The sequence below is a fragment of the Variovorax sp. CCNWLW225 genome, from assembly GCF_037204045.1.
Classification (GTDB): domain Bacteria; phylum Pseudomonadota; class Gammaproteobacteria; order Burkholderiales; family Burkholderiaceae_C; genus Variovorax.
This window is the reverse complement of sequence record NZ_JBBCBV010000002.1, coordinates 385,948-405,716: the sequence shown is the minus strand read 5'-3', so window position 1 is coordinate 405,716 and position 19,769 is coordinate 385,948. Positions and strand designations below refer to the sequence as shown.

Below are 19,769 nucleotides of genomic sequence, written 5' to 3'. Positions count from 1 at the left end.
GCCGCTTCCATATCGCATGCGATGAATCGCATTCTCCTGGTCGAGGACCACGAGCGGCTGGCCCGGCTCACGTGCAGCGGGCTGGAAGCCGCCGGTATTGCGGCCGATGTTGTCCACCGCGGCGATGCTGCGTGGGCGGTCATCCAGGAGGTGCCGTACGGTGCGCTGGTGCTCGACCGGGGGTTGCCCGACGGAGACGGGCTCGCCTTGCTGCAGCGCCTGCGCGCGCGGGGGGTGGGCGTGCCGTGCCTTGTTTTGACGGCCCGCGATGCCTTGCACGACCGCGTGGAAGGGCTCGAGTCCGGGGCCGACGACTACCTTGCCAAGCCTTTTGCCATGGACGAAATGGTGGCGCGCGTGCGGGCGCTGCTGCGCCGCCCGGTGCAATGCCGGCCGCTCGAGCCCGCGCATGGCGATCTGCAGCTGAAACCGGCCGAGGGAAGCGTTTGCTGCGGTGAGGGGCGCGTGTCATTGGCGCCGTCGGAAATGCAGATCCTGCTGTTGCTCGTGCAGGGAGGCGGCGACACGGTGCGCCGCGCCGCGCTCGAACTGGCTGCATGGGGTTTGGGAGGTGCGGTGACGCCGAATGCACTGGACGTGGCCCTGCACCGGCTTCGCCGAAAACTACTCGCCATTGGCTCGCGGCAGCGGGTTGTCAACGTGAGAGGCCTCGGCTATGCGCTTCGTCCAGTCGGCGTGGCTGAATAGCCTCAGCTTCAAGATATTGCTCGCATTCGTGGTCGGGGTGGTGCTGAGCATCGTGCTGATCGCCTCGATCCTCATCACGGTGCTGACAGTGCGCAGCGACCTCCTGTTCGTTGCCGACCTGGTGGGGCGCGCGGAAGAATTGGCGGGCGCGCTGCAGTTCGACAGCTCGGGAACACCCATCGGGTTCGATGCGCGTGAAAGCAGTGCGGACTGGATGTACGACAGCCTGAGGCAAGAGGTGGCGTACCGCGTCCTGGACGCATCAGGCAATGCCGTGATGTCTTCTGTTGGGGGCGATGGATTCTGGGCAGGCGCTGCCCGGCAGGCCGGCCGTGGGTACTTCAAGTTCGAACACAACGGGGAGCCGATCCACGGTGCCGCCGTGCCCGTGGAGCACGCGGGCCAGAAGTGGCTCTTGCAGTTTGCTGCGAGCGCACGGCTTGCAGATCTCATGCACCGGCATTTCGCGCTGCCGTTCATGGTGGCGGGGATCGGCGTCTTCAGTCTGGTCCTGCTGGTGGTTTTTGGCGCATGCGCTTACCTGGCGCTGCGTTGCACGCTCAAGCCCCTGCGAAACGTGACTGCTTCCGCTGCCGCCATTGCACCGAGGTCGATTCATGCCCGGCTCCAGGTGGCCGGAGTGCCGTCGGAGGTTGTGCCGCTGGTCGAAAGCTTCAATCGCGTGCTCGAACGGCTGGAGCACGGGTTTCGCATTCAGCAGGAGTTTCTTGCGACTGCGGCGCATGAGCTGAAGACGCCGCTCGCGTTGATTCGCGCGCAAATCGAACTGAGTGAAGCAGGCGCCGGCCGCGACTCACTGCTCATGGACGTCGAGCACATGGCGCGCCAGGTGCAGCAACTGCTTCATCTTGCCGAGGCCAGCGAGGTTCAGAACTACAGCTTCGCGCAAGTCGATGTGCGGGAGGTTGCAGGGCAGGGCGTTGCCTACCTGGAGCGCATGGCGCAGGCGGCAGGCGTGCATCTTTCAGCACATTTCAACAATCAGGACAGCCAGGCAGTTCACTGGACCGCCGACAGAGGGGCACTCTTCACGGTGCTGAAGAACCTCATGGAGAACGCCATCCAGCATGCACCGCGAGGCACCAAGGTGATGGTGGAGGTGGGCGCCGAGGCAGTGGCGGTTCGGGACTGGGGGCCGGGCGCAGATCCGGAGCAACTCTCGAAAATGTTCACGCGCTTCTGGCGCGGGCCGCATCGCCGCGACCATGGCGCCGGCCTGGGCTTGGCCATATGCCAGGAGATCGCGCAGGCGCACGGATGGAAGCTCTCCGCTCAAAGGGCCGAACCGGGCATGAGATTTCTGCTGGCTCGTTCGGACGCGCAGGAGGAGATCGCGACGACCCAGGTGACAACGCAGGGCCGGTAAGTCGCCGGAAAGTCTTTCAGGCGGAGGATTCAGACATCCTGTTTGTCCTGGTGCGATGTCATGCTTCACTCTGTCGGTCCACGTCCCCTTCATCGCGCGCGCATTGCTGAGCGGTTCCGCGCCGACCGCACTGCAGGCGGATTGCTGCCGGACATGGCACCAAGCCAGCCCGCACGGCCAGCATCGGGCTCGGCGTCCAACGTGGCGCTCGGCGTGGTGGTGCCGGTTTTCAACGAAGAGGCGGTGCTCGTCGAGTTCCAGCGTCGCCTGAACGCCGTGCTGGCTGGCCTTGGCGTGAGATACGAAGTCGTCTATATCGACGACGGGAGTACCGACCAGACCGCTCATCTGCTGCAGCGCCTGCAGCGCAGCCATCCGGGAATCTCGTATGCGCGCCTGACCCGAAATTTTGGCAAGGAAGCCGCCATGAGCGCGGGGCTGCAACTTGCAAGCGGCGAGGCGGTGGTGGTCATCGATGCCGACTTGCAAGACCCTCCAGAGCTCATCCCCGCGATGCTTGCGGCATGGCGTGGCGGGGCCGACGTGGTGAACATGAGGCGGCGAGAGCGGCTTGGCGAGTCCTGGTGGAAGCGGGCCACCGCCAGCGCGTTCTATCACTTCATCGAGCGCGTGAGCGACGTGCCGATCGCGCGGCACGTGGGTGACTTTCGCTTGTTCAGCCGCCGCGCAGTCGATGCATTGAACCAGCTGCCTGAGCGCGGCCGATTCATGAAGGGCCTGTTCGCCTGGATCGGCTATCCGCAGGCGACCATCGACTACGAGCGCGCTGCCCGCGCGGCCGGCGAGACCAAGTGGCCTTTTCTCAAGCTTGTCGGGTTGGCCTTCGACGGCATCACGGCGTTCTCGGCCGCTCCGCTGAAAGTGGCCACGCTGCTGGGAATGGCCAGCGCGGGCAGCGCCTTCGCCTATGCGATGTTCTTCTTTTTCAAGGCGCTGATTCTTGGCGATGCGGTGCAGGGCTTTCCGACGCTGATCGTGACGATGCTCTTTCTCGGCGGGCTGCAGCTGCTGTGCATGGGCATGCTCGGCGAATACGTGGCGCGCATCTTCACGGAGACAAAGGGCCGCCCGGTCTACCTGATCGACGTGTATGAACCGGCGACCGTGCCATCGAACGCAAGCGCGGGCCGCTGATGCCGCGCGTTCTTACCGATACCCGGCAGACGCTGGGCACTGCGACCACCTGCGTGCTGGTCTTTCTCATCGTGCTGCGCCTGGCTTCACTGGCGGGCTATCCACTGATGGACACCACCGAGGGGCGCTACGGCGAAATCGCGAGAAAGATGGCGGAGCGCGGCGACTGGATCACGCCGTGGTTCACCGATAGCGAGCCGTTCTGGGGCAAGCCGCCGCTGGCTTTCTGGCTGACCGCGGCAAGCATGCGGATCTTCGGAGTCAACGAATTCGCCGCTCGCCTGCCTCACTTCCTGATGGCTGCAGCGATCGTCGTGCTCACGTTCGACTGGGCGCGGCGGGCCGGCATGAGGCGGCCCGCCTGTGTGCTGCCTGTGCTCGCGACCACCGTCCTTTTCTGGATGGTCTCCGGCGCCGTAACCACCGACATGGCGCTGTGCCTGGGCACGGCGTTGTCGATGCGCGGTTTCTGGTTGGCGCTGCAAGGGCCGGCCGAACATCGGCGGCGCGAGACGTGGATTTTCTTCGCCGGGCTCTGGATCACGCTGTTGGCGAAGGGGCCGGTGGGGTGCGTGCTGATTCTGCTGCCTGTTGGCGTGTGGTCCCTGTGGACACGACAGGCACGCAGCGTGTGGCGGGCAGTGCCGTGGCTGCGAAGTGGTGCGCTGCTCGTTGCCGTGGCCGCGCCCTGGTATGCATTTGCCGAGGCACGCACTCCTGGTTTCCTGGACTACTTCTTCATCGGAGAGCACTGGAACCGGTTCGTGGTCGCGGGCTGGCAGGGCGACCGCTACGGCTCGGCGCATGCGTTTCCGCGCGGCACCATCTGGCTCTTCCTGGCAGGAGCCATTTTTCCGTGGAGCATCGTGGTGCCGCTTGCGGCCTGGCGTGCGCGCCAGCGCAAGAGCACAGGTTTGCAGGTGGACGGTGCGAGCGATACGCAAGCGCAGCCATCGTTCATGCGCTACCTGCTGATCTGCGGTCTTGCTCCGTGCGTGGTCTTCACGGCGGCCGGCAACATTCTCTGGACCTATGTACTTCCAGGCCTGCCGCCGCTCGCGCTTGCGACGGCGCTCTGGCTGGGCCACCGCGACGACGGTTTTGCGCGCCGGGCGCTGCTCGCCGGGACTCTTCTCGCAACGGCACTGTTCGTGGGAAGGCTGCTGGACCTTACCGCGGGCGGCCGGGCTGAAACCAAATCGGCCGAGGCGGTGGTGCAGCTGTATCGTGCGCAGCTGCAGCCGGAGACGCCGTTGGCATTTGTGCAGGAGCGCATGTTTTCTGCTGCGTTCTATTCGGCAGGGCAGGCGCTGCACATCGCCGACCCGCTGCGGCTCGCGCATGAACGGCCGCACGAGCCGCTGTTTGTCGCAACGCCGCGTGCTGTGCTGGCGCAGTTGCCCCAGGCCGTGTGGCCATGCCTGCAAGTCGTAGGAGACGCCGGGAGCTACCGCCTTTTTCTGCGCACGCCGTGCACCGAGCGGAGTTCTGCCATGGCGTCGCGCGCCAGCGCCAATCAAGAGGGCGGGGCGGGCGAATGGAAGAACTGAATCTTCTTCTGTTCCTGTGGATTGCCGCAGGGCACGCACCCTGCGCCTGGCTGGTGTCGGCTGCGGGGGCCATCGCCGTTGGCGGGCCTTGGCTGTGTGCGGGCTTGCTGGGCTGGATGGCCTGGCTGCATCCCCGGGAGCGCGGCTACCTGCTGGCGGTGTTGGGCTGCGCGGCGCTTGCTTCGATGCTGGCCCACGCCATTGCGGCAGAGCTGAACCTGCCGCGTCCATTCATGGTGGGCCTGAGCCCGGCGTACATCGAGCACGGCGCGCGCGGTTCGCTGCCGAGCGCGCACGCGACGGTCATGTTCACCGTTGCGCTGCTGTGCTTGCGCCGGCCTGCGTTGCGGCGCGCCGGTGCGGTGGTATTTGTGGCCGGCATACTCACCGGTTGGGCACGCATCCACGTCGGTGTTCATTTTCCCGCCGACATTCCGGCCGGGCTGCTGCTGGCCTTGGTGCTGGTGGCGGTCTTCGGCGGGCTGGAGCATGTGGGTCGGCGTGTGCGCGGTGTGCTGGAGCGCGGTTCGTCATCCGCGTGAAACCCCCTCGTGCGACAAGCAGGCAACAGGAGAGAACGCATGGCTGCAGCGAGCAAGCGACAAAAACCGCAGAAACAAGCCGCCCCTGCGCATCGAGCGGAGCGCGCCTATCAGCACGCGAAGGGCGACATGTCGAAGTCCGACAGCAAGAAGTTGGAGCGGCTGCTGCAGGAGTTGCGTCTGCGCCGCATTGCGGCCGAGCCCAAGTTTTCTGACGACGTTATCGTGTGGCCGTCGAAGAGCGCCGTGCCCGGTGGCACGGAGCTGGCGGCCCTTGGAGCCATCAACCTGGGCAATGCAGAAGAGGCGCTTGGGCAAGGAGTGCAAGGCCGCGGCGCGCCGCGGATGAATCTGGTCAAGCAACTGGACGGCGTGTCGGTGATGAAGGCCAATTCATCCGCGTTGCTGGCGATGCGCCGGAATACGCCGGGCCTGCGGATTGCGCCCGCTGCATGGGCCTATCTCCAATACATCCGCCCGCTGGGCGACGAGCTGGAAGCCTCCGCAATCCAGGTGACCGCGGGAGCCAAGGTCAAGAGGTTCGAGCTGCGCCTTGCCGATCCCAAGGGAAACGCCGTGGCGGGCGTTCGGGTCAAGGCGCTCGTCGATTGGGACGGCGCGCACGTGCCTGCGGTCACCGACGCGCAGGGAATCGCGAGCCTGGGAATTCCGGTGCTCTACCCTCGTGTCGAATTGATTCTGGTCGAACCGGAACACACGCACTGGTCGGTCTTCGTGAAGGGGTTCGACCGTGTTGCCGCACCGAAGCGCCTGGATGTCCAGATCACGCCGCTGGTGCCTGATGCTTACCAGCTGCTCTCGAATTACGCGCCCTACGATCCCCAGGGGGGAGCGGGCGTCACCGTCGGCGTGATCGACAGCGGCGTCGGGCCGCACGCCGACATTGCCGTGGCGGGTGGCGGCTGCTTCGTTACCGGCGAAGACCCGGCGGATTTTCTCGACAACGGCATCGGACACGGCACGCACGTCGCGGGCATCATCGCGGGCAAGATGGCCGCGGGCAGCGGCATCTACGGCCTGGCGCCGGCTTGCCGCCTGCTCGCGTATCGCGTGTGTCCCAAGACCGGTGAACGCGGGCGTGCCAGATCCAGCGACATTGCCAGCGCGCTCGAACGTGCGATCGCCGACGGCTGCGACATCGTCAACATCAGCATGGGCAGCCTCGAGCCGATGCCGGAGATGCCCGACATTCTTGAAAAAGCGCGCAATGCCGGCATTGCCGTGTTCGCGGCCACCGGCAACGACGGCCAGTCGCTGCTGCGCTATCCCGCCCGGTACAGCCACACGCTGGCAGTCGGCGCGCTTGGCCGCGACGGAACATTTCCGGCGGACTGCCCGGAGAGCTTTCAGGAGAGCGAAATCCGCCGCAAGAAAGAGTTTGTTGCCGAGTTTTCGAACTACGGCCTTTCGACGGATTTCATCGGCCCCGGCGTTGCCGTTTTGTCGACGTTTCCGGGCGGGCGATACGCAATGATGTCCGGCACTTCGATGGCCACGCCGTTCACATCGGGCATGGCGGCCCGTCTGTTGTCAGGGAATCCGAACCTGCTTAACATGCCCAGAGGTCCTGAAAAGGCCGACGCCATCGTCAAGATGCTGTCGCAGGCAGCCCGAAAGGTGGGCTGGTCGGCCGAGTACGAAGGGTTTGGAGTTCTGAAGTGACAAGCGTGGTATTGACCTACACAGGCAGTCCCGACCAGAAGTTGTCGGCCGAGGCGCGGCTGCGGCGCTGCGTGCCGGGCGTCGTCTTGACGCCGAAGACTGGCACCCTGGTCGAGGCCCAGGTCGACGACACGCAACTCGCGGCGCTCGAGCAGAACCCCGAATGGGTGGTGACCCAATCGACGTTCGCGGAAATCCGCAAGCCTGTCTTCAATCTGAAAAACGCACGCGCCAAGCTCGGCAAATAGTCGCAAGGCGCCACGGCCGCTGTTGGCCGCTGGTTTTTTGGAGAGGAAGTCCCATGTCCGATACAGACGTCCAGGTCGTGAGCAACTCCTGGGCCGGAATTCAGCGCGTTGCCGCAACGCCCAAGCCACCGGAATTCTTCAGGGGCCGGGAAGGCTACGCGCCGGACTTTTTCGGAGACGGCAACCGCGTGGAACTGCCTTCGATGAGCGACGCGATATCGATGGACGACATCGCCACGCTCGAAGACGGCTCCTTCGAGCTCAAGTACCAGCACTTCAGCACGGTGCAGTGCATTTCCCGCCGCGTGCCGCTCTATTCCGCCTGCAACGTCGATGGGTCGAAGTCCAAGAACGTTCCGCGCCACGACACCTGGAACTACGACGGCCGCATCAAGAAGGAATACCAGATGCTGCGGGAAGCCTATGGCCCCGAGCAGGACAAGAAGTTTTCCCGTGGCCACATGACGCGCCGGCAGGACCCGAACTGGGGCTCGCTGGCCACCGCGCAGCGGGCCAACATCGACACCTTCTTTGCAACCAATGCATGCCCGCAGTGGCAGCCTTTCAATGACGGACTGTGGGGCGACCTGGAGGACTACATCCTCGCCAACGCCCAGGGCGACGACAAGCGCATCAGCGTCTTCACGGGGCCCATTCTCCGGACGGACGATGCCGAGAGATTCGGCATCCAGATCCCGCGCGACTTCTGGAAGGTCGTCGCATTCATCAGCGAGGCGACCGGTGAGCTGAGCGCCATTGCCTACCTGATGAGCCAGGGCATCTACCTCGATTCAGGGGTGGCGCGTGACCTGGAAGACTTCGGCACCTCGCAGCGCCCGCTGTCGTTCATCGAGGCCGAGACTGGCCTCAGGTTTGAAAGCCTCCAGGGACGCGATGTGCTCGACGGCGCGGACATCAGCTTCGTGCAGCCGATCCGCCGCTTCGCCGACACCCGGCTTCCGGGCTGATCTACGGGGTAGGGGAGACTTGCTCCCCGGTGGTGGTGCCGATATGCCGAGCCTCGGACTCGATCACCAGGCGGTCGATGCGCTCGTCGGGCAGGTTGACCAGCAGTTCCACGTGTCTGCGAATCGCGTGCATCGTCTTCACGAAAGCCTCGGCGCCGCCGGCGTCGTCCGCTCGGGGGTCTGGATGCGACCAGTGCGCGGCGGCGGGTTGCCCGGGCCAGACCGGGCAGGTTTCGCCCGCGGCCTCGTCGCACAGCGTGACGACCAAGTCCATGTGCGGCGCCGAGGCCAGGCCGTACTCGTCCCAATTCTTGCTGCGCAACCCGTCGGTGGGCAGGCCGGCACCCTTCAGCGCTTCGATGGTGCGCGGATCGGGCTGGCCGTCTGGCGTGGGCTCATGGCCGGCGGAATACGCGGCGAAGCGGCCCTTGCCGAGGTGGTTGAGCAGCGCCTCTGCAATCAGGCTGCGTGCCGCATTGCTGTTGCAGAGGAAGAGAACATGAACAGGGTGTGTGGAAGTGGTCATGGTGCGTCCAGGCGGCCGCGTACAGGCGGCCTTCAAGTGGTTGGCTGCGCCATTGATCCCGACATGGATGACGTGTGTATGACGAGTGGAAGACGCGACCGATGCTTGCTCGGGAGGGAGTTTCGTTCCGTTACTCACAAGGCGCGCAGACTTGCTGCCAAGTCATCCGCTTTTCATGCCGCGGAGCCATACTGCAGCGGATGCCTGTCGGCGCTGGTAGAGGTTGCCTTCGGCACCCGCCACAGTGCGGGACCTCGAGCCGGCGGCATCCTCGGTTATTGCAGTCGCTTATGGAGGCGCCATGCCGACACTTCCCTATGCAATTCTCGAAGCCCCTTCCACGCTGGGCTTGGCGACGGACGGAGTGGAGCGCTTGCCCGAGCAGCTCCTGGGTCTCGGCCTTGCCGAGCGCATCTGTGCACGGCGCGCCGTGCGGCTGGCAGTGCCGCCGAAGTACCCTGTACCCGACCCAGCGACCGGCGTCCTGAATGCCGGGGCCATTGCGGCGTGGTCACCCCGCCTTGCCGATGCGGTGGAAGCGGTGCTCGACGCGCGCGAATTCCCGGTCGTGCTGGGCGGCGATTGCACGATCATCCTGGGCTCGATGCTCGCGTTTAAACGGCGCGGCCGCTACGGTTTGTTCTTCATCGACGGCAACGCCGATTTCTTCCAGCCCGAGGCGGAACCCAATGGCGAGGGCGCCTCGATGGACCTTGCCCTCGTCACCGGCCACGGCCCCTCGCTCCTGACCGGCATTGAAGGCCGCGCTCCCCTGGTCCGCCCCGAAGACGCGGTCGCGTTCGCGTATCGCGATCACAAGGATCAGGAGGAGTACGGAAGCCAGCCGCTCCCCAAAGCGCTCATGGCGATCGACCTTCCCGCCGTGCGCGCGATGGGCATCGAGGCCGCGGCGCGCCAGGCGGTCGACCACCTGACACGCGAGGAGCTGGATGGCTTCTTCATCCACCTCGACGCCGATTGCCTCGACGACGCCATCATGCCGGCCGTCGATTTCCGTGTGCCGGGCGGGTTGTCGTGGGACGAACTGGGGACTGCGCTTCGCGTTGCCTTGGCAAGCGGCAAGGCGGTCGGCCTCGAGGTCACCATCTACAACCCTCGCCTTGATAAAGACGGCAGCGCCGGTCGCGGCCTGGCAGACGTACTGGCCGCGGCGCTTGGAACAGCGGCGTCCTGGAGCACAGCGGGCAGAAGACCGCACCAATGAGCTCTCGAGGATGCGACAGGTCCATCGAACGAACCGTTGGCAAGATGCTCGCAGGGGCCGGCCGGCGAACTAGGGGCTGACCTGGCCGGCCATTGCCACTCTTCGTTCGAGGACGTCCAAAAGCTCCATCGGATCGAAGGGCTTGATCAGGTGGGCGTCGAAACCTGCGGCGCGTGCCCGTGCCTTGTCTGACTCCTGGCCCCATCCAGTGGCAGCAAGCAGGAAGGCTTGCCGGCCCCACGGAGTAAGGCGCACCGCCTGGGCGACTTCATACCCGGTGAGCTTGGGCATGCCTATGTCAAGAATCAGCACCGAAGGGCGGACCGCCTCCGCAATGGCGAGGGCTTGCGCCCCGTCGGTGGCGACGTGCACCTGATGGCCTTCCATGCGCAGCAGTTCGGCCAGGAGCGTCACGGCACTGACGTTGTCATCGGCAATCACGATGCTTGCAGCGCGCCGCCCGCTGGTGGTGAGCACAGGAGGCGCGTTGTCCAACGCCGGTTTCAGCGGGATGCTGCCGATGGGAAGCCGCACGACGAAGCGGCTGCCTTTTCCCAGGCCCTCGCTCTCCGCCACGATGCTGCCTCCGTGTGCGGCGCAGATTGCGCGCGACAGGGCGAGACCGATGCCGAGGCCGCCCTCGGGCCGATGGAGCACGGCACCCTCCTGCGAGAACATCTCGAAGATGCGCTCGAGCGATTGCGGCGTCAGCCCCATTCCGTTGTCGCTGACCACGAACTCGCAGAACTCGCCGGCGCTCGACGCGCTCACCTGGATGCGCCCGCCCGCCCGGGTGTATTTGGCGGCATTCGTCAGAAGATTGGTGATGATCTGTGCGAGACGCACAGGGTCGGCGTGGAGCGCAAGGTCGTCTTCGACCTGCAAGGTCACCGTGTGACTCCGTCTGCGCAGCTCGGGGCCTGTGTTTTGCAACGCCAGATCGATCGCTGTACGCGCGTAGACAAGCTCCTTCTTGACTGTCATGCGACCGGTCTTGATGCGGCTGGTGTCGAGCAGGTCGTCCAGCAGTCTCGATATCTGGACGACTTGCGTGCGGATCAGCTCGGCGGTGTTCTGCGTGGCAGGGTCAGGCGACTGCCTGAGCATCTGAGCGGCAAGGCCTATGGGCGCGAGCGGGTTGCGCAGCTCATGCGCGAGCACCGCAAGAAATTCGTCCTTTTTCTGATCGGCCTCCCGCAGATCCTGTTCCATCTGCTTTCTGGCCGTGGATTCCTGCACCACACCGAAGATGCCCGCGACAGCACCTGCATCATCGGTTTGCGGCGTTCCCCAGACCGCCAGCCACCGCGGCGGGCGGCTCCCGGCCAGGCGGTACTCCTCGCGATAGGTCATGCCGCTGCGCACGCTGGCCTGGACAGCGCCAAGCGTTCGTTCCCTGTCATCCTCATGAATGAGTTGCGCCAGTTCATGCCAGGTGATGGGGGCAACCGGAACACCGAAAAGTGCTGCCGCTCGCGGCGACAGCGAAACCACGTCCGTGGCCGCGCTCCAGCTCCAGTCGCCCATCTCAGCCGCGGCGAGCGCAATGTTCAAGCGCTCGTTGGTCAGCTGCATCGCATGGTGGGCGCGGGTGCGCTGCAGGCTCTCCCAGCATCGGCTGCAGACCAGCTGGACCAATTCGATCTCTTGCTTGTTCCATCGTCTCGGCGCGCGCTGGTGCACGGCCATGGCCGCCACGAAGCGGCCGTCCTTGTGCAGTGGAACGCAGATCACGGCCTGGATGGCAGTGAGCCGATAGGCACTCAGATCCATGCCCGCCGCGCGCGGATCGGTGTCGATGTCGTGGACCACGTAGGGCAGGTTGGCGCGCATGAGCTGAAGGCAATCCAGCCCGAACTGGGAGAACGTGTAGCGGCCGACGATGGAATCGACACCCTGGCTGAAATCCCCGGTCAGCGTGAAGTGGTCCTCGTCGGCGTCGACTTCGGCGTACGCGCACCGGTTGACCCCCAAATGCGCTCCAAGCAAACGCGCGGTGATCTGCATGACTTCCGCGGGATCGCTCAGTGGCTGCGTTGTTCTGGCGAGGCTGTCCAGAAACGCGATCTGCGGTTCCAGGTCTGCGACGGAGTCCGCCGTCGCGTCTGATCGAGAAGGCGGGGCGGCTTCTGAACTCACGGCATTGTCTCTGGTGGAAGGAGGAATTCGATGGCGCCCCCTGATGGTCGACCAGCGAGTGGATCATCGCGGCTCTCTGGCCAGTGTCAGCCGAATTCGCTATTTACAAGACATGCCAAGACCTTGACCGCCTTCCGTGACTCACGATTTCTGTATGGCCATGTGTCGGATGGCGATCCGGATACATGAGCGTCCAAATCCCCGGGTCCACGACACATCGGAGATACAAGCCGTCGATTCAATCCACTCATCGCATAAGACCCGGGTGAGACCGGTTCAGTCGATGTACCGCTCTCTCTCTCTCTCCCAAGCTTCATGAAACTGCCCCTCTTTGCCGCCGCAGCGCTTGCCTCGCTCACCCTGACGTCCGTCCATGCAGGGGGCGAGACCGCGACGGACCTCGGGCGCCCCGCGCCGATCCTTCCGATCGCGTCGGAGTCGCTAGCGAAGCTGGTCGTGTACCCGCCGTTGCCCGAGGCACTGGCGCGGGGAGTCGTGATCATCCAGTACCGGACCGAGAACGTGCGCGTCATCCCGGTGTTCGGCGAGGGCGCACGCGGCGTGTCGCCGCGTGTCGGCCACCTTCATGTGACGGTCGATGACCGGCCGGGCACCTGGGCGCACACCAGTGCGGACCCGATCATCGTCGTCGGGCTCACACCTGGCGTGCACAAGATGCTGATCGAGGTCGCAGACCCGGCGCACAAGATTCTGACCAGCGAGACCGTTTTGGTAACGGTTCCCGAACGGCCGGCTTCAGCAGCGCCCCAGGCGCATGCGCATTGAGGCCGTTGCCTCGGTTTCAGATAGGCGCCCGCGAGTGCGGCCGAGCCGCTTTGGCTAGAGAGAGGAGGGAGATTGGCCTGCCCGGAGGGGATCGAACCCCCGACAACCTGCTTAGAAGGCAGGTGCTCTATCCAACTGAGCTACGGGCAGATTCCGGGCCGGACAGAAGCAAAAACGAAAGATACAGAAGAAACTTGGTCGGGGCGAAAGGATTCGAACCTTCGACCCTCTGGTCCCAAACCAGATGCGCTACCAGGCTGCGCTACACCCCGACAAGCCTTCCATTCTAGCTTGAATATCGGTGCTCTCAGCGTTTCTCGTACTGAGTCTTGCCGAAAAGAATCTCGCGTTCCTTGTCGCCGGTGATCGGCTGGCGCAAATCGGCCAGCACTTTCACGCCGCGCTGCACGGCGGGCCGTGCGGCAATCGCGTCGAACCAGGCCTTCAGGTGTGGGTAGTCGGTGAGGGTGATGCCCTGTTTGTCCCAGCTGCGCAGCCACGGGAAGATGGCGATGTCGGCAATCGAATAGGTCTTGCCGGCAATGAACTTGTTCTTCGACAGCTGCTTGTCGATCACGCCGTAGAGCCGCTTGGCTTCGTTGCTGTAGCGCTCGATGGCGTAGCTGATCTTTTCAGGCGCATACATCCGAAAGTGATGCGCCTGGCCGAGCATGGGCCCCACGCCGCCCATCTGGAACATGAGCCACTGCAGCACGTCGTAGCGTTCGCGGTCGGTCTTGGGCAGCAGCTTGCCGGTCTTGCCCGCCAGGTACACAAGGATGGCGCCGGATTCGAAGAGCGAGATCGGCTTTCCGTCCGGCCCGTCCGGGTCGGTAATGGCGGGAATCTTGTTGTTCGGGCTGATCTGCAGGAAGTCGGGCGCGAACTGGTCGCCTTTACCGATGTTGATCGGGCGGGCGTTGTACGGCAGGCCGCACTCCTCCAGCATGATGTGAATCTTGTGGCCATTGGGCGTGGGCCAGGAATAAACCTCGATGGGCGATGCGGGCATGTCTAGCGCTCCGATATGCGGGTTGTGATTTGCGGGTTGTGATTCGAGGCAGGCAGCATATACGCGGCCATTCAAATGCGTGCAGCGCCGGGAATTGCGGTGCGCCGCGCCACCGCGTTGCGAAGCCGCTCAGGCAACGGCCGAGCTGGACGACAGGTGCTGGTGAATCAACGCCACCACCGCGGCCCCTTCACCGATGGCGCCGCCCACGCGCTTGACCGAGCCCGAGCGCACGTCGCCCACGGCAAACACGCCTTGCACGCTGGATTCGAGCGCGGTGGAGGGCCGTGCCGGAAAGCCGCTGCTCGCCGCGTCGCCTGTCAGCACAAAGCCGTGCTTGTCGACCGAAACCCCGCAGCCCTCGAGCCAGCTGGTTTCAGGCTCGGCGCCAACGAAGAGAAAGATGTTGCGGGCCGCACAGTCGTGTTCGTCCCCGGTGGTCTGGCAGCGCCACCTGGCGCCGGTCAGGCCTTCGTCGGAGCCGCCGTTCAGCTTGACCAACTGGGTGTGCGGATGCAGTTCGATGTTGGGCGTGGCCTCGATGCGGTCGATGAGGTAGCGCGACATGCTGGCCGCCAGCGAAGGGCCGCGCACCAGCACGTTGACCTTGGCCGCGTGGCGCGACAAGAACACCGCGGCTTGTCCGGCCGAGTTGCCGCCGCCGACAAGCGCCACTTCCTGCTGCGAGCAAAGCTTTGCTTCGATGGCCGATGCCCAGTACCAGATGCCCCGGCCTTCGAACTCGGACAGCCGTGGCACATCGGGCCGCCGGTAGCGCGCGCCGCTGGCAATGACCACGGTGCGCGCATTGATGGTGCGGCCGTCGGCCAGTGCAATGCGCAGGCTGCCCATCGGGTTGTTGCGGGTGCAGTCCAGCGAGGTGACCTTCACCGGAATGAGCATCTCGACGCCGAATTTCTGGGCTTGCACGAAAGCCCGGCCCGCGAGGGCTTGCCCCGAGATGCCGGTCGGAAAGCCAAGGTAGTTCTCGATGCGCGCGCTGGCGCCGGCCTGTCCGCCGAAGGCGCGGCAGTCGAGCACGATCACGTGCAGGCCTTCAGACGCTGCGTACACCGCGGTTGCCAGGCCGGCGGGGCCGGCACCGACCACGGCCACGTCGAACAGCTCATCGCGCTCGGCGGTGTCCACCATGCCAAGGCAACGCGCCAGTGCATCTTCGGCCGGGTTAACCAGGACCGAGCCGTCGGGGCATACGGCCAGCAGCTTGCAGGTGCCGTACTGTTCGAGCAGCGCCGCGGCGTCGGGATCTTCCGCCGCATCGACCAGGTGATAGGGGTGGCCGTTGCGACGCAGAAAGTTTTCGAGCCGCGCCATGTCGGGCGACTCTGGCTTGCCGATGAGCACCGGCCCGCTCGCGCCCGATTCAATCAACGCCACGCGCCGCAAGATCAGTGCGCGGGTGATGCGTTCGCCAAGATCCGCTTCGGCCACGAGCAGCGCGCGCAGTTGCGGCGGCGGAACGACCAGCGCCTCGACTTCTTCGTCTGCATGGCCGTCGACGAGGGCAGGGCGGCCGCTCAGCTGGCCCACCTCGGCAAGGAACTCGCCCGGCCCCTGGCGAACGATGGGCACCACATGCCCGAGGCCGTCGCGCTGGGTGATGGCCACCACGCCCTTGAGCAGCACGAACATGCCCGGGCCTGTTTCTCCGGCGGTAAAGAGCCGTTCCCCGCGCGCGAATCGCTGCACCGTTCCGAACCGCGCAATGCGCGCGATCTCGGCATCGCTGAGAACGGGAAAGGTCTGGTGAAGGCGGTTGTCGAAATTGCTGCTTGCGTCTGTGGCCATTTAAAGAAACTCCAGTGTCGCGACCCACCGCATTAGACAGCCTTGCGGGCCGAATGGGGCGGCCCCGAAACAGGGCCCAAACACGCTGTAACACCGTCATGCAAATGCCATGCCGCTGACATGCCGGTTTCACCGCGAGTGCAGAGACTCCATCGGCAGAAAGGGTTCCCAATGAAAGAACTGCCCAATCCGACGTTTCCGCTGTCGCAGATCGGACTGCGCGCCGCCTTGTGGCCCGTCCCTGCCGTTGCAAACGCCGCGCGCACGTCGGTGCCGGAGGCGCCCGCCGCGGTTCTGGTGCCGCCGGTCGTCGATGCCAAGCAGGGCATCACGGTGAGCTGGGCACGCCACCTCGATGACGTGCGCGCCGCGCAGCGCTTGCGCTATGAAGTGTTCGTCGGCGAAATGGGCGCACGCGTGAGCACGCCGCTGGCGGGGCACGACATCGACCTGTTCGACGACTTCTGCGAGCACCTGCTGGTGCGCGACGAGCTCACGCAGCAAGTGATTGGCACCTACCGCGTGCTCACGCCGGCCCAGGCCCGTCGTGTGGGCAGCACCTACAGCGACACCGAGTTCGACCTGACCCGGCTGCGCGACCTGCGCGAGCGCATGGTGGAGCTCGGCCGCAGCTGCGTGCATCCCGATCACCGCCAGGGCGGGGTCATTCTTGCGCTGTGGGGCGCGCTGGCGGGCTTCATGCATCGCAACAAGCTCGACACAATGATCGGCTGCGCGAGCATTCCCATGTCACACAACGGCGTGACCAACGGCGATGCGGCCGCCAGTATCTGGCGCCAGCTGTCGGCCAGCCACATGGCGCCGATCCAGTACCAGGTGCAGCCAAGGCTGCCGCTGCCGGTCGAGCGCCTGGACAGCGCGCTCGACGTCGAGCCGCCCGCGCTCATCAAGGGTTACCTGCGCCTGGGCGCCAAGGTGCTGGGTGCTCCCGCATGGGACCCGGATTTCAACACCGCGGACCTGCCGATGCTGATGCGCATCGACGACTTGCCGGCGCGCTACCGCAAGCACTTTCTGGGCGCATGAAACCAGCGGTCGCCCGGCCCGCTGCCCGGCCATCTGCTTCTTCGGCTGCTTCGGGAGAGCCGGGCACTGGCCAATCGACGTCACAGGAGCGTCACGGAAACGTCACAAACAAGGACGAAACTGTCATATTTCCGCCTACGTGTGCTCCCGTGCCCCTTGCCCCAGAATCAGTGCCCATGCAATCTGCTACCGCTGACCGGACACTTGAGGTCGCGGCATCGGCGCTCACGCTGCTCGACCGCGATCACAGCATCCTGTCATTCAACGAGCGTGTGCTCGATTGGGCCCACAGGCCCGAGGTGCCGCTCATCGAGCGCCTTCGCTACCTGTGCATCGTTTCATCCAACCTCGACGAATTCTTCGAGGTCCGCGCCGCACCGCACCTGATCGCCAGCAGCGCCAGCGACCAGAAGGGCACCTACACCACCGAGTCGTTCGAGCGCCTGGCCGAGGCTGCCCACACGCTGGTGGGCCGCCAATACGCGCTCTACAACGACGAGCTGATGCCCACGTTTGCCAAGCACGGCATCCACATCATTTCGCACGGGGAGCGCAATGCGGCGCAGCGCAAATGGGTCAGCGAATATTTCGAGCGCGAAGTGCGCCCGTTGCTGATCCCGGTGGGGCTCGATCCGGCACACCCGTTTCCGCAGGTGGCCAACAAGTCGCTCAACTTCATCGTGCGGCTTGGCGGCAAGGACGCATTCGGGCGCGAAAACCCGATCCAGATCGTCAAGGTGCCGCGCGTGCTGCCGCGCGTCATTCGCATGCCGGCCAAGGTGTCCGACGGCAAGACGCTGTTCGTGGCGCTTTCGAGCGTGGTGCGCGCACATTTGTCGAGCATGTTTCCGGGCCGCGAGGTGGGCGACTTCTCGCAGTTCCGTGTCACACGGCATTCCGATCTTGCGGTCGACGAGGAAGACGTCAAGAACCTGCGCACCGCGTTGCGCCAAGGGCTGCAGCACCGCCACTACGGCCAGGCCGTGCGGCTCGAAGTGTCGGCCAGTTGCGCCGAGTCGCTCGCGAGTTTTCTGCTGGCGCAGTTCAACCTGCCGCCGCAGGCGCTCTATCGTGTGCACGGCCCCGTGAACCTGGCGCGGCTCACGCAACTGATCGACCTGCTGGACGAGCCGCAGCTGCGCTTTCCGCCTTACTCGGCTTCGTACCCGGTCACGCTGTCTCCGGCGCAGTCGTTCTTCGAGCGGCTGCAGCGCGGCGATGTGCTGATCCATCAGCCCTTCGAAAGCTTCGACGGCGTGCTCGCCTTTTTGCGAGAGGCGGTGCAAGACCGGCAGGTGCTGGCCATCAAGCAGACCATCTACCGCACAGGTGCCGATTCGGAACTGATGGACCTGCTGCGCGAGGCCGTCCGCCGCGGCAAGGAAGTGACGGTGGTGGTGGAGCTCAAGGCGCGCTTCGACGAAGAGGCCAACATCAATTGGGCCGAAATGCTCGAGTCGATTGGCGCGCAGGTGGTGTACGGCGTGGTGGGCCTGAAGACGCACGCCAAGATGCTGTTGGTGACGCGCCGCGAGGGCAAGCAGATGCGCCGCTACGGCCATCTTTCCACGGGCAACTACAACCCGCGCACCGCCAAGCTCTACACCGACATCAGCCACCTGACGGCCGATCCGCTGCTGACGGCCGACATGGAAGCGGTGTTCGTCCATCTGGCAAGCCAGAGCCGCCTGCCCAAGCTCAACCGCATGTGGCTGGCCCCGTTCGACCTGCACAAGAACCTCATTGCGCAGATCGATGCCTTGAGCCTGGCAGCCGCAACCGGCGAGACCACGCGCATCGTCGCCAAGATGAATGCGCTGACCGACGACCAGCTGGTTGCCGCGCTGATGCGCGCGGGGCAGAAGGGCGTGAAGATCGACCTCATCGTGCGAGGCGCCTGCACCCTGCCGGCGCAGGTGCCGGGGCTGACCGACAACATCCGCGTGCGCTCGGTGATCGGCCGGTTCCTGGAGCATTCGCGGGTTTTCTACTTCCGCAGCGGCGAGGAAGAGTCGCTTTACCTCTCGAGCGCCGACTGGATGAACCGCAACATGATGCGGCGCGTGGAACTGGCCTGGCCGGTCACCGATCCGAGCCTTCGCCAGCGCTTGATCGACGAATGCCTGGTGGCCTACCTGCACGACGGCCGCGACGCATGGGATCTTGGCGGCGACGGGATCTACACGCGCGTCGACCACGACACCCATCGCGGCGAGGCGGGTGCTTCTCGCGCCGTCGAGGCGCACGGCGCACAGACCGCGCTCATGAACCGATATGCATCGCGAGGGCATCACTCCGATGCATCCAGCAACTGACCATCGAAAGACGATGAGCATGGACTTGATCTTCTGGCGCCATGCCGAAGCCGAGGACTGGACCGAGGGCTGCGACGACCTGCAGCGCTCTCTTACCGCGCGCGGCGAGAAGCAGGCCAAGCGCATGGCAAGCTGGCTCGACCGGCAATTGCCCGACGGCACCCGCATCATCTGCAGCCCCGCGCGGCGCTGCGAGCAGACCGCGCTCGCGCTCGGCCGCAAATACAAGCTGCGCTCCGAACTCGCGCCCGACACCACGGCCGAGGCCATGCTGGGCGCGGCGGGCTGGCCCAACGGCAAGTCGGTGGTGCTGATGATCGGGCACCAGCCCTCGGTGGGGCAGGCCATTTCGCTTCTGCTGGGACTCAAGCAGGACAGCTGCCCGGTGCGCAAGGGCGCGCTGTGGTGGATTCGAACGCGCGAGCGCGACGGCGACGTGCAGACCGTCGTGGTCACGGTTCAGTCGCCCGAGCTTCTCTGACGGTAACGAGGGCAGAAAATTTGCCCAAAACTGTAAACTAATTGGCCAAATTCGGGCCGCGCGGCAGCCATATGTAGGCACAATGGCCGCGCCAGATGCATTTAGTCACAAATTGCATCCATACTTACAACCACAAGGCGATTGCGCAGCAAGTGCCTTGTGTGCCGCGGATTTCCGGGCGCCAGGTG

The 19,769-nt window shown here is 65.1% G+C and carries 17 protein-coding genes and 2 tRNA genes; 13 read left to right on the top strand and 6 right to left on the bottom strand.

The window, feature by feature from the left end:
- Positions 1-21 precede the first annotated feature (21 nt).
- The 8 genes from V9L20_RS06480 to V9L20_RS06445 all read left to right on the top strand — a co-directional run bounded on the left by V9L20_RS06480 (position 22) and on the right by V9L20_RS06445 (position 8,241).
- Positions 22-708 (top strand): response regulator transcription factor, encoded by a 687-nt coding sequence (locus V9L20_RS06480; protein ID WP_337295937.1) that lies wholly within the window; start codon positions 22-24, stop codon positions 706-708.
- Positions 677-2,095, top strand: coding sequence for a sensor histidine kinase (locus tag V9L20_RS06475; RefSeq protein ID WP_337295936.1), 1,419 nt, complete (start codon positions 677-679; stop codon positions 2,093-2,095). Before V9L20_RS06480 ends, V9L20_RS06475 begins: the two co-directional genes overlap by 32 nt.
- Before the next feature lie 153 nt (positions 2,096-2,248).
- Positions 2,249-3,250, top strand: a complete 1,002-nt coding sequence (locus tag V9L20_RS06470) for a glycosyltransferase family 2 protein (protein WP_337295935.1) — start codon at positions 2,249-2,251, stop codon at positions 3,248-3,250.
- A complete protein-coding gene (locus V9L20_RS06465; RefSeq protein ID WP_337295934.1) occupies positions 3,250-4,800 on the top strand; it encodes an ArnT family glycosyltransferase in 1,551 nt (516 codons plus the stop codon). Before V9L20_RS06470 ends, V9L20_RS06465 begins: the two co-directional genes overlap by 1 nt.
- Positions 4,788-5,342 (top strand): phosphatase PAP2 family protein, encoded by a 555-nt coding sequence (locus V9L20_RS06460; protein WP_337295933.1) that lies wholly within the window; start codon positions 4,788-4,790, stop codon positions 5,340-5,342. Before V9L20_RS06465 ends, V9L20_RS06460 begins: the two co-directional genes overlap by 13 nt.
- A 39-nt stretch (positions 5,343-5,381) precedes the next feature.
- Complete coding sequence (locus tag V9L20_RS06455; RefSeq protein WP_337295932.1) at positions 5,382-7,025, top strand: S8 family peptidase; 1,644 nt, start codon at positions 5,382-5,384, stop codon at positions 7,023-7,025.
- Between the two features lie 5 nt (positions 7,026-7,030).
- Positions 7,031-7,273, top strand: a complete 243-nt coding sequence (locus V9L20_RS06450) for a hypothetical protein (protein ID WP_148110632.1) — start codon at positions 7,031-7,033, stop codon at positions 7,271-7,273.
- A gap of 53 nt (positions 7,274-7,326) precedes the next feature.
- Positions 7,327-8,241, top strand: a complete 915-nt coding sequence (locus tag V9L20_RS06445) for a DNA/RNA non-specific endonuclease (RefSeq protein ID WP_337295931.1) — start codon at positions 7,327-7,329, stop codon at positions 8,239-8,241.
- Between the two features lies 1 nt (position 8,242).
- Here the strand turns inward: V9L20_RS06445 and V9L20_RS06440 are convergent, their stop codons facing one another.
- On the bottom strand, positions 8,243-8,767 hold the full coding sequence (locus tag V9L20_RS06440) for an arsenate reductase ArsC (protein WP_337295930.1): 525 nt from the start codon (positions 8,765-8,767) through the stop codon (positions 8,243-8,245).
- A 301-nt stretch (positions 8,768-9,068) separates the two neighbouring features.
- On the opposite strand from V9L20_RS06440, the gene V9L20_RS06435 reads away from it, so the two are divergent.
- Positions 9,069-9,992 (top strand): arginase family protein, encoded by a 924-nt coding sequence (locus V9L20_RS06435; RefSeq protein ID WP_337295929.1) that lies wholly within the window; start codon positions 9,069-9,071, stop codon positions 9,990-9,992.
- Between the two features lie 69 nt (positions 9,993-10,061).
- Here V9L20_RS06435 and V9L20_RS06430 read toward each other — a convergent pair whose 3' ends face one another.
- A complete protein-coding gene (locus V9L20_RS06430) occupies positions 10,062-12,131 on the bottom strand; it encodes a hybrid sensor histidine kinase/response regulator (RefSeq protein ID WP_337295928.1) in 2,070 nt (689 codons plus the stop codon).
- Between the two features lie 315 nt (positions 12,132-12,446).
- On the opposite strand from V9L20_RS06430, the gene V9L20_RS06425 reads away from it, so the two are divergent.
- Positions 12,447-12,917, top strand: coding sequence for a DUF6130 family protein (locus V9L20_RS06425; protein ID WP_337295927.1), 471 nt, complete (start codon positions 12,447-12,449; stop codon positions 12,915-12,917).
- A gap of 73 nt (positions 12,918-12,990) precedes the next feature.
- Here the strand turns inward: V9L20_RS06425 and V9L20_RS06420 are convergent.
- The 4 genes from V9L20_RS06420 to V9L20_RS06405 form a co-directional block, all read right to left on the bottom strand.
- Positions 12,991-13,067 (bottom strand) — tRNA-Arg (locus V9L20_RS06420).
- A 45-nt stretch (positions 13,068-13,112) separates the two neighbouring features.
- Positions 13,113-13,189, bottom strand: a tRNA-Pro gene (locus V9L20_RS06415).
- A 35-nt stretch (positions 13,190-13,224) separates the two neighbouring features.
- A complete protein-coding gene (locus tag V9L20_RS06410) occupies positions 13,225-13,929 on the bottom strand; it encodes a glutathione binding-like protein (RefSeq protein ID WP_258505919.1) in 705 nt (234 codons plus the stop codon).
- A 129-nt stretch (positions 13,930-14,058) separates the two neighbouring features.
- Positions 14,059-15,738 carry an FAD-dependent oxidoreductase gene (locus V9L20_RS06405; protein WP_337295926.1) on the bottom strand — a complete coding sequence of 560 codons (1,680 nt, stop codon included), beginning with the start codon at positions 15,736-15,738 and terminating at the stop codon, positions 14,059-14,061.
- A 171-nt stretch (positions 15,739-15,909) separates the two neighbouring features.
- Here V9L20_RS06405 and V9L20_RS06400 point away from each other — a divergent pair, with 171 nt between their 5' ends.
- The 3 genes from V9L20_RS06400 (at position 15,910) to V9L20_RS06390 (ending at position 19,581) form a co-directional block, all read left to right on the top strand.
- Positions 15,910-16,785: a GNAT family N-acetyltransferase gene (locus V9L20_RS06400; RefSeq protein WP_337295925.1), complete on the top strand. Its 876-nt coding sequence runs from the start codon at positions 15,910-15,912 to the stop codon at positions 16,783-16,785.
- A 176-nt stretch (positions 16,786-16,961) separates the two neighbouring features.
- The gene (gene ppk1, locus V9L20_RS06395; protein WP_337295924.1) at positions 16,962-19,100 is read left to right on the top strand and encodes a polyphosphate kinase 1; all 2,139 of its coding nucleotides are present in this window, start codon (positions 16,962-16,964) and stop codon (positions 19,098-19,100) included.
- Between the two features lie 19 nt (positions 19,101-19,119).
- The gene (locus V9L20_RS06390) at positions 19,120-19,581 is read left to right on the top strand and encodes a SixA phosphatase family protein (protein ID WP_185868070.1); all 462 of its coding nucleotides are present in this window, start codon (positions 19,120-19,122) and stop codon (positions 19,579-19,581) included.
- The last annotated feature ends 188 nt before the right edge of the window (positions 19,582-19,769 follow it).